Genomic DNA, 12,212 nt, shown 5'->3' on the forward strand with positions numbered 1-12,212 from the left:
CCATATGTCTCTAGATAATATCAATCTTACTGGTCACTTTCTCATCGCCATGCCCAACTTGGCTGATCCTTACTTTGCTAAGTCTGTTACCTTTATTTGCACCCATAGTGAAGAAGGCGCCATGGGCATCGTGATTAACCGCCCGACCGATATGACCTACGAAACCCTGTTTGATAAAATCAACATTAAACTGGAAGACACGGCCATTTCGAACAACCCAGTCCTGTTCGGCGGCCCAGTGCAGCCTGAGCGCGGGTTTGTATTACACGAACCATGCGGCGACTGGGATAGCTCAATCATCATTAACGATCAAACGTCGCTCACTACCTCTAAAGATATTTTAGAGGCGGTTGCAGTAGGCACCGGACCCAAGAAATTACTCTTTTCTTTAGGCTATGCCGGGTGGACGCCCAACCAGCTAGAGCAGGAAATCGTACAAAATAGCTGGCTATCCGTACAGGCCAAAGATATTAGCACCCTCAATAAAATTTTATTTGATACACCGCATGAAGAGCAATTTAATGCAGCCATGAGCCTATTGGGATTTGACCCGGCCATGCTCTCCGACGTTGCAGGACATGCCTAACAGCGACCACATCAAGCATGCAACTGATCGATAACGAGAAGGTATACAACAAAGCACATGTGCAATCTGGCACTGTACTCGCCTTCGACTTTGGAGAAAGACGCATCGGCATTGCCGTTGGTGAGCATTTGCTCGCCAGCGCCACCCCGCTTATGACTATTGATAATGAAAGTAACGAGATTCGTTTCCAAATCATCACTAAACTTGTCAATGAGTGGCAACCGCGGCTTTTAGTGGTGGGGTTACCCTTAAGTTTAGATGGTACCGAGCATGCAGTAACGCAGTTATGCAAAAAATTTGCTCGACGCCTCAATGGCAGATTCAACCTGCCTGTAGCACTTATTGATGAACGCTATAGCTCTGCAGAAGCAAGTCAGCTCTTGAATGAAGCAGGTATTAGAGGCCGCGCGCAAAAAGAAATGTTAGACCAAGTCGCGGCACAAACCATATTACAAAGCTATTTTGATCAGGCGCCCAAATAAGATTACGTTTGCACCTAAACCCAATTTAACGTGCACTCCATTTAAGAATGACAAGTAACCAGGAATATTCAGTAAAATAACAACATGACTGATGCCAACCACACACTCGACCCTAGCCAACTGCCGGATGCAGAAGCTTTACTTCTCATCCTTGCAGACAAACTCAAACCATTACTTAAAGCCAATACCGCTTTAGTCGGCATTCATAGCGGCGGTGTGTGGCTGATGCAGCGGTTATTAGTACTATTAGCAGACCAAATCAAACTGCATCAAATCGAACATGGCGCGCTCGACGTTTCTTTTTATAGGGACGATTACGCGCAGCGCGGCCTAAAAGCGGAAAACCGCCCCAGCCAAATCACATTTGACGTAGAAAACAAACATATCATTTTAATTGATGATGTGTTCTATACCGGCCGCACCACACGGGCCGCCATGAATGAACTATTTGATTACGGCAGGCCTGCTAGCATTAGCCTGATTGCACTGATTAACCGTGGTGGCCGCGAGTTGCCAATCGCTCCGCAAATTGTTGCGGCAGCGCTATCATTGGCTGCATCACAACATCTACAGTTAACCCAGTTAGCTGACGGCAGTTTGGCCCTAGAACTTACTCCTCAACACAATAGTGCGAGACCATAACAGCATGAATAACCCTCAACTTGATACTGACGGTCAACTGCGACACCTGCTTTCTATTGAAGGCTTACCCAAAAAGATACTTAATCAAATTTTAGATACTGCTGAATCGTTTGTCGGCGTCGCCGAACGTGAAGTTAAAAAAGTACCATTACTACGCGGCAAAACCGTATGTAACCTATTTTTTGAAAACAGCACCCGCACCCGCACCACTTTTGAAATTGCGGCAAAACGCCTTTCTGCCGACGTCATCAGCTTAAATGTAAGCACATCGTCGCAATCAAAAGGTGAAACCATTCTAGACACCGTAGATAACCTCATTGCCATGCATGCGGACATGTTCGTGGTACGCCATGCCCAATCAGGTGCTGCACATCTCATTGCCAAACACGTGCCGCCACATATCCATGTGATCAATGCAGGCGATGGGCGCCACTCTCATCCGACACAAGGCTTGTTAGACGTATTTACCATACGTAAATACAAGCCTGAGCTACACAACTTAAGAGTGGCCATCGTTGGCGATGTTTTACACTCACGTGTCGCCCGCTCAGAGATTCATGCACTGACTACACTAGGCGTACCTGAGGTTCGTGTGATTGCACCAAAAACACTACTGCCAGCCCAAGTAGAGAAACTGGGCGTGCACGTCTATCACGACATGGATGAAGGCCTGAAAGACGTTGATGTCATCATGATGCTACGCTTACAAAATGAACGCATGAACGGCGCAATGTTACCTAGCTCAGAAGAATATTTTAAAACCTACGGACTGACCCCTGAACGTTTGGCACTTGCCAAACCCGATGCCATTGTGATGCATCCCGGTCCAATGAACCGCGGTGTAGAGATTGACTCTACCGTTGCCGATGGCAAACAATCCGTCATATTGCCGCAAGTCACTTACGGCATTGCCATCCGTATGGCAGTCATGGCAATTCTTGGTGGCGGTACAGGAGCAGCACTATGAAAATTCATATTAAAAATGGTCAGTTGATTGACCCAAAAAACAACATTAACGACAAACTAGATGTGTTTATCGCTGCGGGTAAAGTTGTCGGCATCGGTGCCATGCCAGAAGGATTTGTTGCCACCAAAACCATTGACGCAACCAACCTGACCGTGTGCCCCGGACTAGTAGACCTATCCGCCAGACTGCGCGAGCCTGGAGACGAATACAAAGCCAGATTAGCCAGCGAATTACAAGCCGCAGTAGCCGGCGGTGTGACTAGCTTGGCGTGCCCGCCTGACACCGACCCAGTACTGGACGAACCTGGTTTGGTAGAAATGCTGAAACACCGTGCCAAGCAGCAAGGCCTTGCGCATGTCTATCCACTTGGCGCGATGACTAGACAGTTAAAAGGTGCGGCACTCTCAGAAATGAATGAGTTGCACACCGCTGGTTGCGTCGGCTTCTCTCAAGCTAATATTGCGGTCACTGACACACAAGTGCTATGGCGTGCGATGGAATATGCCGCGACTTTTGGTTTCACGCTATTTTTACATGCTGAAGAGCCGTTTTTAGCGGCAAAAGGTGTAGCACATGATGGCGAAGTTGCCACTAGGATGGGGCTAAAGGGCATTCCTAGTGCGGCAGAAGCGCTGGCGCTAGCGAGCATATTACGCATTGCGCAAGAAACCGGCGCAAGCGTACATATTAGCCGCCTATCCACCGCAGAAGGTGTTGCCATGATACGCACAGCTAAAGCACAAGGTTTGAAAGTAAGCTGTGACGTAAGTGCGAACCACTTACTATTGACCGAACACGACATTGCCTACTTTGATGCTAACTGCCACTTAAAACCGCCACTACGTACGCAGCGAGACAAAGCTGAACTAAGTGCCGGCTTAAAAGATGGTACTATCGATGCCATCTGCTCAGACCACACACCCGTGGATGACGATGCCAAATTGGCGCCGTTTGCTGAAGCTGAGATTGGGGCAACTGGCTTAGAGCTTTTGCTGCCATTAACACTCAAATGGGCCGCGCAAGAGAAGGTAAGCTTGTCGCACGCCATTGAACGCATTACCAAGGCCTCTGCCAACATTCTAGGCGTTGCTGCTGGGAATTTAAGCCCAAACAGTAATGCAGACCTGTGTATCTTTGACGCTAACGAGTACTGGAAAGTCAGCCCAAAAACACTGAAAAGCCAAGGAAAAAATACGCCGTTTACCGGACTGGAGCTTGCAGGCAAGGTGAAGTTCACATTGGTTAACGGGCAAGTGGTATATCACGATTAAATCAACACCCAGACTGTATAGCACTTAATTTACAATAAAAAAGGCGCTGATGATCAGCGCCTTTTTTTATTGTTGAGATGACCTTACACTATGCCTAATGCATCCAGCCCAGCGGACAAGTCTTTACTGTGCGCACCTTTACCTTCCAGTTTAATTTTTAGGCGCAGGTCGTTGACTGAGTCAGCATTACGCAAAGCATCTTCGTAAGTAATCGCATCAGCCTCGTACAAATCAAATAATGATTGGTCAAAGGTTTGCATTCCTAACTCGCGCGATTTAGCAATAATCTCTTTAATCTCGTGCACTTCACCCTTAAAGATTAAATCTGAAATTAATGGTGAGTTCAGCATGACCTCCATTGCTGCTGTCCTACCCTTGCCTTCCTTTTTAGGAATTAAGCGTTGCGACACAAAAGCACGCACATTCAACGATAAGTCCATCAACAATTGATGGCGGCGCTCTTCGGGGAAGAAGTTAATAATACGGTCTAACGCCTGATTAGTGCTATTGGCATGCAATGTGGCCATACAGAGGTGGCCGGTTTCTGCAAAGGCAATCGCATAGTCCATGGTTTCACGGTCGCGAATTTCACCAATCAAAATCACATCCGGTGCCTGACGTAAGGTGTTTTTCAAGGCAATGTGCCAATTATCTGTATCCACCCCCACTTCACGTTGGGTCACAATACAGTTCTTGTGCTCATGCACGAACTCAACCGGATCTTCAATGGTAATAATATGCCCATAGCTGTTTTGGTTACGATAGCCCACCATTGCCGCAAGTGAAGTCGACTTACCGGAGCCGGTGCCACCCACAAAAATAACCAAACCACGCTTGGTCATTGCCACGTCTTTTAGTACTGGCGGCAAGCCTAAATCATCAATTTCAGGAATTTTGGTCGTAATCGTTCTAAATACCAAGCCCACAGAGCCTCGTTGCACAAATGCATTTACACGGAAACGCGCCACACTAGGAATACCAATGGCAAAGTTACACTCATTGGTGGCATCAAACTCCGCGGTTTGCTTATCGTTCATAATCGCACGTGAAATTTCACGCGCCTGTAACGCTGATAACACCTGACTGCTCAACGGCGTTACTTTACCATCCACCTTGATTGCCGGCGGGAACCCAACGGTAATGAACAAATCAGAAGCGTTTTTAGCCAACATCAACCGTAATAAGTCGAACACAAACTTCTCAGCTTGCCCTTTTTCCATTTGCCCTTGCACGATGACTCCCTTTACTAAACCTAATATGAATGCGTTATCCTAAATACTAACGTGCTATCTAGCCTAAGATGGCATCTTTGTTTGCTGCTTTTGCGCGAGCTTCATTCGCTGAAACCACGCCACGTTTGACTAGATCCTGTAAGTTTTGATCCAGCGTTTGCATGCCAACATTCTGCCCAGTTTGAATCGCTGAATACATTTGTGGAATTTTATTCTCACGAATCAGGTTACGAATCGCTGGCGTCCCAATCATAATCTCGTGCGCGGCAACTCGCCCCTGCTCATCTTTAGTTTTTAACAAGGTTTGGGAAATCACCGCACGTAAAGACTCAGACAACATTGAGCGCACCATTTCTTTTTCAGCCGCCGGGAATACGTCGATAATACGGTCTACCGTTTTAGCCGCAGAGCTTGTATGCAAGGTACCAAACACCATATGCCCGGTTTCTGCGGCAGTCAACGCTAAACGGATAGTCTCTAGATCGCGTAGCTCACCCACCAAAATCACATCAGGGTCTTCACGCAAAGCTGAACGCAGGGCATTGTTAAATGACAATGTATGTGGACCAACCTCACGCTGGTTAATTAAACACTTTTTAGATTGATGCACAAACTCAATCGGATCTTCAACCGTAAGAATATGCCCGAACTCTTTGTCGTTAATATAATCAATCATTGCGGCGAGGGTAGTAGACTTACCAGAACCGGTAGGCCCAGTAACCAAACAGATACCACGAGGGGTATCCGCAATATCTTTAAAAATGGCAGGGCAATTTAACTGTTCCAGCGTTAGTATTTTTGAAGGAATCGTACGGAATACCGCGCCAGAGCCGCGATTATGATTAAAAGCGTTAACGCGGAAACGCGCTAAGTTCGGAATCTCGAATGAAAAGTCACATTCCAATGTTTCTTCATACACCTTGCGTTGACCATCATTCATGATGTCGTACACCATGTCATGCACTTCACTGTGGTCCATCGCTGGTACATTGATTTTTCTAATATCTCCGTGTACACGGATCATTGGAGGCAGGCCTGCAGATAAGTGTAAATCTGAGGCTTTATTTTTAACTGAAAATGCGAGTAAATCCGAAATATCCACAACCTGCTCCTGATATAATTCTGATGGTTAATTTTTAGTTATTACATGCTCGAACTTCTAGGCTTAGTGAATTATGACCACAATTAGCAATCGCTTGCAAGATATTCTAGCAACTATCCAATCTGCAGCTGCCTCCAGCCCCAGCCACCAACAGGTGCAATTGCTCGCAGTAAGTAAAGCACAGTCGGCAGCCGCGATACGCGATGCTTACGCAGCTGGACAGATCGCTTTTGGTGAGAACTACAGCCAAGAAGCACTGGAAAAACAAAAGCAGCTCACAGACCTCGCCATAGAATGGCACTTTATTGGCCCGATACAAAGCAACAAGACCCAATTGATTGCACAAAACTTTAGCTGGGTGCACAGTGTAGACCGCCTGAAAATTGCCCAGCGTCTGAACGAGGCCAGATCATCTATATTGCGACCACTGCAGGTATGCATACAAGTCAATGTAAGCAATGAAGAGTCCAAAAGCGGTGTATTACCAGACCAGCTGGAAGCCTTAGCGGTAGCGATTAACGTGCTACCTAATTTAAAACTGCGCGGTCTGATGGCAATTCCAGCCCCGACTACAGACCAAGCACAGCAGATTGCACAATTTAAACAAGTAAGAGAATGCTATGATGCGCTTATCCGCAAGGGATTTGCACTAGATACGCTGTCTATCGGTATGTCTAATGACTATCAAACAGCCATTACCCAAGGGGCAACCATTGTGCGTATCGGCTCGGCGCTGTTTGGTGCAAGAGCACCTCTAAAGGCAGCCTAGTAAAAATTGTAGCCAGATTTAATTAGCACGGACATACTTGAATACAAAAAAACTAAATACGTAATACAAATAAACACTTAAGATAATTAAATACTGAAATTTAAGGGCATAAATGAAGATTAACTTTATTGGCGGCGGCAATATGGCGCGCGCAATTATTGGCGGCTTGAAACAAAATGGTTTTGATATGTCAGACATTACCGTGCTGGAGCCGGATGCACAAAAAAGAGCAGAGTTAGCGCAAGACCTTAATGTCCAAGTTACCGACACTTATGCTGAGTTTCGCAACACTGATGTGATTGTGCTCGCAGTTAAACCGCAGCAACTTAAGGAAGTTTGCCAGCAACTCAACCCTGTACTGACATCGCAACTGGTCGTTTCGATTGCCGCCGGCGTCAGAAGCAAAGATATGTCCACTTGGCTTAATCACTACCAAGGGATTGTGCGCGTCATGCCAAACACTCCGGCGCAAATTCAGGCAGGCGTCTCCGCACTTTATGCGATGCCGCAAGTTACGCAAACACAGCGTGAGCAAGCCACGACCATTCTTGCAGCGGTGGGTAAAACCTTATGGCTGGATGATGAGGCAAAAATGGACGCGGTCACTGCGATATCAGGTAGCGGCCCGGCTTATGTGTTCTACTTTATAGAAGCATTGCAAGCTGCAGGCGTGGCATTAGGCTTGAAAGATGAAGAAGCCAACATGCTAGCGCTGCAAACATTTGCCGGCGCCAGTTTACTAGCAACGCAAAGCAACACTGACGTTAAAACTCTGCGCGCGCAGGTTACCTCTAAGGGTGGTACAACGGAACAGGGTATCCTGAGTTTGGAATCTGCAGATATCAAACAAATCATTGCTCAAGCGGCCAAGGCGGCGGCTGATAAGTCAGTGACATTAGGAGACCTGCTAGGTCAATAATTACCTAGGAAACACTATGCTCAATAACGCCATTTTATTTTTGCTGCAAGCAGTGCTCAGCATACTGAGCTTTGCCTTTTTACTACGTTTTTATTTTCAACTGACCAAGGCGCCATTTCAAAATCAACTCGCGCAGTTAATCGTCACCGTGACTAATTTTGCAGTCAAGCCTATGCGCCGCATTTTGCCTAGCATTGGCAAAATAGATCTATCTACGCTGGCACTAGCTTACCTCACACAACTTATTCTCAGTGTATGTACTTTATGGCTCAAAGGCTTTCCTATTCTCATTGCAGGAAGTACGGTTTGGATCGTTATCTTTGGCATAGCACTCATTGGTATCGTCAGCATTAGCCTATCTATTTTCCTGTACGCGGTGTTAATTCAAGCCATCTTAAGCTGGGTTAACCCGCACACCCCTATTGCACCAGTTTTAAATAGTCTGACTTATCCGGTGTTGCGTATCTTCAGAAAATACATCCCGCCTGCGGGAAATTTTGACCTGAGTCCATTGGCGTTTATCATTACGGCACAGTTATTGCTAACTACTATACTAATTCCATTAGAAAACAACTTACTATCTACGTTGTAAGTTAAGATAACACCATGAGTATATCGATATCTAATTCTGTACCACTTCAGGCAACGGCTGATATTTCGACGTTAACTTCGAAAATTACAGAGTACAGTCAATGGCGAGCAAACCTTATTGCTACGATTGACGAATATATCGATTGGACGGGCCATGCTGAGGCGCTCAATGCCATACAAGAATTAAGACTGTATGATATTAAAGAAATCTTAAAAAAGGATCAGTTAGTATTAGCACTCTTGGCCGAGTTCTCACGCGGCAAAACCGAGACCATTAACGCCCTCTTCTTTTCCGACTTTAACCAAAGACTGCTACCGAGTGAGCCAGGGCGCACAACCATGTGCCCTACCGAGATTTTCTGGAGTGATAAAGAGGAGCCTTGTATCAAACTCCTACCTATTGAAACCAGACAATCTGACGACACGCTCAGTTACCTGAAAACTACGCCAGATGTCTGGCACAAAATTAGGCTAGATATTGATTCTGCCGACGCAATGAAGCAAACCTTGCGCGCACTGGTACAAAAACGAGACGTCAGCATTGATACCGCAAAAAGGCTAGGTTTCTGGAATGAAGATGACACCAGTATGCAACGTCAGTTTGCCGAAAGCGGAAAAGTTGAGATACCCGTTTGGCGTCACGCGCTAATCAACTACCCTCACCCGCTTCTAAAAAATGGCTTGGTAGTATTAGATACACCAGGCCTTAATACCATGGGCGCAGAGCCTGAGCTTACGCTTAGCATTCTGCCCAATGCTCAAGCGATTTTATTTCTAACCGCAACAGATACTGGCATTACTAAATCTGACATGCAGATTTGGAACAGCTACGTACAAAAGCGTGCAGCTCATAAACTGGTTGTATTAAACAAAATTGATATTCTTTGGGACGGGCTGGAGTCCGATACCGAAGTTGAGCAACTGATTCAAAAACAGATTAAAAATACAGCGCATGAACTAGGTTTAGATGCACATAATATTTTTGCTATCTCAGCCCAGAAAGCACTTGTTGCCAAAATTAGAAAAGATGAAACGCTACTTAAACGTAGCGGCATCAATAAACTGGAAAACTCGCTTGCCGAACAAATGGTGCAGTCCAAGCACGAGATTCTAGGCAGAGCAGTTGTCACAGAGTGCTCCAATATGATTAGGGCATCTCGGAAAATTGCCCAAATCCGCGTTGACAGTATAAAAAATCAACTCGCAGAACTGAGAGAACTACAGCATAAAAGCCATGATGCTTCCAAAGAGATTCTAGCCAAAGTCGTTGCTGAGCGAAAACGCTATGAAGCATCGATTCTTACCTTTAACCAAGGTAGTGAAAAAATCAAACGATTAAGCAGTAAATTACTACGCCACTTAAGCCTTGGCTATTTAGACACAACGCTCGCACAAACCAAACAAGACATGGGCGACAGCTGGACAACCGTTGGACTTAACCGCAACATTCGTGAAATCACTAGGTTAGCGATTAACCTTGCAGAGGAAATCAGCATCGAGGGACAAATTATTAAAAAACATGCGGATGATCTATACCAACTATTTTGGAGTAAGCATGGCTTTGAGAAAACAGAAGCGGTTAAACTCGATATGCGCAATTTTATTGAGAACATTCAAGCGCTAGAAAAAGTGACAGAAGAGTTCTGCACCAGCCCAGTCAACCTCCTGACAGAGAAAAACTTCTTAATTCGCAAGTTCTTCTTGGGCTTGGGCGTACAAATTCAGGCTATATTTGAACAAGCGCATCTTGATTGCACCCACTGGCTCAATCAAGTGATTGGTGAGTTAAAGAATCAAATTAATGTACACAAAACTGCGCTGGATCAACGTGCAGAGACACTGATGGAGTCACACAACAACGCAGACAAAGTGATTAAAAATATAGCGAATGCTGAAAAGAACCTGACCAAATATCAAGATCAATCTAATCAACTGGATGCTATCTTACTCAAGCTCATGCGCAGTGCCAAGTTTAGTACCGAGGATAACAAAGCGCACGCAATAGAAAGCAACATGGTGCATTTAAATGTAACGGCTAAAACTAACACGAGTGAGCGTGAAATGGGTAAATCAAACGTTAAGTTTGATGCCCCTTTTATTTAGCGTTGTTGAGCACCTATCTAATAACGTCTTGGTAATTACTTGAAAAGACTACTGTATCTATCAATGACAGTATTCAGGCGATTACATCAAAATAATATCAAACGACTCTTGCGCATAGCTAGGCTCAACCTGCAGAGAAATAGGCTTAGCAATAAAATCCGACAGATTGGCTAAACTCTGCGATTCTTCATCCAGCAACATTTCGATTACTTTCGGTGCAGCAAGCACTCTCAACTCTCGTGCGCTAAACTGGCGCGCCTCACGTAACAGTTCACGTAAAATTTCATAACAGACAGTTTGTGCGGTTTTTAACTCACCCCGCCCCTTACATGTTGAGCATGGTTCACAAAGAATATGCGCTAAACTTTCTCGCGTTCTTTTACGCGTCATTTCCACTAAACCTAGTGGTGTAAAGCCATTAATGCCAGTACGCGCCCGGTCACGCGCCACAGCTTTTTGCAGTTCATCTAACACGGCGGCACGCTGCACGTCTTCATCCATATCAATAAAATCAATAATGATGATGCCGCCCAGATTACGTAACCGTAATTGGCGCGCGATGGATTGCGCTGCTTCCAGATTGGTTTTAAAGATGGTATCGGACAGGTTTTTTCCACTCACAAAACTACCAGTATTGACATCAACCGTGGTCAAAGCTTCAGTTTGGTCAAAAATCAAATAGCCGCCAGACTTTAACTCCACTTTGCGTGACATAGCTTTTTCGATTTCCTGCTCGATACTATATAAGTCGAACAGCGGCCGCTCACCTTGGTAATGCACGAGTTTATCTAAGGCGGAAATTGCATATAAATTAGAAAAATCCACCAAGCGCTGGTAAGTTTCACTGGAGTCCACACGCACCATTTCCGTATCCGCACATAATACGTCACGCAACACACGCATAGGCAAGTTCAAGTCTTGAAAAATCAATGTGCGCTCAGGTACTGTAATGCTCTGCTGCTTAATGTGCTTCCAGGTTTTATTTAAGTAATCAATATCTGCCAATAACTCTTCGTCAGTAGCGGCTTCTGACATGGTGCGAATGATATAGCCGCCAACCCTGTCTTCAGGCAGCAAGCCTAGCAAGCGGGCTTTTAAAGACTCACGCTCAGCCTCTATTTCAATACGCTGCGACACCCCAATATGCTCTTGCTGAGGCAAATACACCAGAAAGCGCCCGGCAATACTGATGTGGGTCGTCAATCGTGCGCCTTTAGTGCCAATTGGCTCTTTAATCACCTGCACCATGACAGACTGGCCTTCGTGCAACACTTCTTGAATTGGCCGCTTTAACTCAGCATCACCGCACGCTAAAACATCGCCTGCATGCAAGAAAGCAGCACGCTGCAAGCCAATCTCGACAAAGGCCGACTGCATGCCTGGCAGCACCCTGCACACAACGCCTCTATAGATATTACCGACTAATCCTAGTGATGAGCTACGTTCAATCTGCAACTCTTGCACCACGCCGTTTTCCATCATGGCAATGCGTGTTTCTTGCGGTGTTACGTTAATTAGTACTTCTTCGCTCAATTTTTACCCACTTCA

At 45.7% G+C, this 12,212-nt stretch carries 12 protein-coding genes; 9 read left to right on the forward strand and 3 right to left on the reverse strand.

Annotation, left to right across the window (positions count from 1 at the left end):
* The first annotated feature begins 4 nt into the window (after positions 1-4).
* The 5 genes from C3Y98_RS00075 to C3Y98_RS00095 all read left to right on the forward strand — a co-directional run bounded on the left by C3Y98_RS00075 (position 5) and on the right by C3Y98_RS00095 (position 3,948).
* Positions 5-586 (forward strand): YqgE/AlgH family protein, encoded by a 582-nt coding sequence (locus C3Y98_RS00075; protein ID WP_135276102.1) that lies wholly within the window; start codon positions 5-7, stop codon positions 584-586.
* Positions 587-603: 17 nt separating this feature from the next.
* Positions 604-1,068, forward strand: coding sequence for a Holliday junction resolvase RuvX (gene ruvX / locus C3Y98_RS00080; protein WP_135276103.1), 465 nt, complete (start codon positions 604-606; stop codon positions 1,066-1,068).
* An 84-nt stretch (positions 1,069-1,152) separates the two neighbouring features.
* Positions 1,153-1,710 carry a bifunctional pyr operon transcriptional regulator/uracil phosphoribosyltransferase PyrR gene (pyrR, locus tag C3Y98_RS00085; RefSeq protein ID WP_135276104.1) on the forward strand — a complete coding sequence of 186 codons (558 nt, stop codon included), beginning with the start codon at positions 1,153-1,155 and terminating at the stop codon, positions 1,708-1,710.
* A gap of 4 nt (positions 1,711-1,714) precedes the next feature.
* Positions 1,715-2,677: an aspartate carbamoyltransferase catalytic subunit gene (locus C3Y98_RS00090; RefSeq protein ID WP_135276105.1), complete on the forward strand. Its 963-nt coding sequence runs from the start codon at positions 1,715-1,717 to the stop codon at positions 2,675-2,677.
* A complete protein-coding gene (locus tag C3Y98_RS00095; RefSeq protein WP_135276106.1) occupies positions 2,674-3,948 on the forward strand; it encodes a dihydroorotase in 1,275 nt (424 codons plus the stop codon). The genes C3Y98_RS00090 and C3Y98_RS00095 overlap by 4 nt, the downstream gene beginning before the upstream one ends.
* Positions 3,949-4,031: 83 nt before the next feature.
* On the opposite strand, the gene C3Y98_RS00100 is transcribed toward C3Y98_RS00095, so the two are convergent.
* Positions 4,032-5,168, reverse strand: coding sequence for a PilT/PilU family type 4a pilus ATPase (locus C3Y98_RS00100; RefSeq protein WP_135276239.1), 1,137 nt, complete (start codon positions 5,166-5,168; stop codon positions 4,032-4,034).
* A gap of 70 nt (positions 5,169-5,238) precedes the next feature.
* Positions 5,239-6,282, reverse strand: coding sequence for a type IV pilus twitching motility protein PilT (locus C3Y98_RS00105; RefSeq protein ID WP_135276107.1), 1,044 nt, complete (start codon positions 6,280-6,282; stop codon positions 5,239-5,241).
* Positions 6,283-6,355: 73 nt separating this feature from the next.
* Between C3Y98_RS00105 and C3Y98_RS00110 the strand changes: the two genes are divergently transcribed.
* From C3Y98_RS00110 to C3Y98_RS00125, 4 genes are all read left to right on the forward strand, one after another.
* Positions 6,356-7,051 carry a YggS family pyridoxal phosphate-dependent enzyme gene (locus C3Y98_RS00110; RefSeq protein WP_135276108.1) on the forward strand — a complete coding sequence of 232 codons (696 nt, stop codon included), beginning with the start codon at positions 6,356-6,358 and terminating at the stop codon, positions 7,049-7,051.
* Between the two features lie 112 nt (positions 7,052-7,163).
* Complete coding sequence (proC, locus tag C3Y98_RS00115; protein WP_135276109.1) at positions 7,164-7,970, forward strand: pyrroline-5-carboxylate reductase; 807 nt, start codon at positions 7,164-7,166, stop codon at positions 7,968-7,970.
* A gap of 16 nt (positions 7,971-7,986) precedes the next feature.
* Positions 7,987-8,562 carry a YggT family protein gene (locus C3Y98_RS00120; RefSeq protein WP_135276110.1) on the forward strand — a complete coding sequence of 192 codons (576 nt, stop codon included), beginning with the start codon at positions 7,987-7,989 and terminating at the stop codon, positions 8,560-8,562.
* A 14-nt stretch (positions 8,563-8,576) separates the two neighbouring features.
* A complete protein-coding gene (locus C3Y98_RS00125) occupies positions 8,577-10,664 on the forward strand; it encodes a dynamin family protein (protein ID WP_135276111.1) in 2,088 nt (695 codons plus the stop codon).
* Positions 10,665-10,745: 81 nt separating this feature from the next.
* Here the strand turns inward: C3Y98_RS00125 and rng are convergent, their stop codons facing one another.
* On the reverse strand, positions 10,746-12,197 hold the full coding sequence (rng, locus tag C3Y98_RS00130) for a ribonuclease G (protein WP_135276112.1): 1,452 nt from the start codon (positions 12,195-12,197) through the stop codon (positions 10,746-10,748).
* Positions 12,198-12,212 lie beyond the last annotated feature (15 nt).

The organism is Methylotenera oryzisoli (assembly GCF_004661485.1).
In the GTDB taxonomy this organism is placed as follows: Bacteria; Pseudomonadota; Gammaproteobacteria; order Burkholderiales; family Methylophilaceae; genus Methylotenera; species Methylotenera oryzisoli.

Coding starts and splice junctions, on each gene's coding strand:
- C3Y98_RS00075 (WP_135276102.1), top strand. CDS start 5: ATGTCTCTAGATAATATCAATCTTACTGGTCACTTTCTCATCGCCATG.
- ruvX (WP_135276103.1), top strand. CDS start 604: ATGCAACTGATCGATAACGAGAAGGTATACAACAAAGCACATGTGCAA.
- pyrR (WP_135276104.1), top strand. CDS start 1,153: ATGACTGATGCCAACCACACACTCGACCCTAGCCAACTGCCGGATGCA.
- C3Y98_RS00090 (WP_135276105.1), top strand. CDS start 1,715: ATGAATAACCCTCAACTTGATACTGACGGTCAACTGCGACACCTGCTT.
- C3Y98_RS00095 (WP_135276106.1), top strand. CDS start 2,674: ATGAAAATTCATATTAAAAATGGTCAGTTGATTGACCCAAAAAACAAC.
- C3Y98_RS00100 (WP_135276239.1), bottom strand. CDS start 5,168: ATGGAAAAAGGGCAAGCTGAGAAGTTTGTGTTCGACTTATTACGGTTG.
- C3Y98_RS00110 (WP_135276108.1), top strand. CDS start 6,356: ATGACCACAATTAGCAATCGCTTGCAAGATATTCTAGCAACTATCCAA.
- proC (WP_135276109.1), top strand. CDS start 7,164: ATGAAGATTAACTTTATTGGCGGCGGCAATATGGCGCGCGCAATTATT.
- C3Y98_RS00120 (WP_135276110.1), top strand. CDS start 7,987: ATGCTCAATAACGCCATTTTATTTTTGCTGCAAGCAGTGCTCAGCATA.
- C3Y98_RS00125 (WP_135276111.1), top strand. CDS start 8,577: ATGAGTATATCGATATCTAATTCTGTACCACTTCAGGCAACGGCTGAT.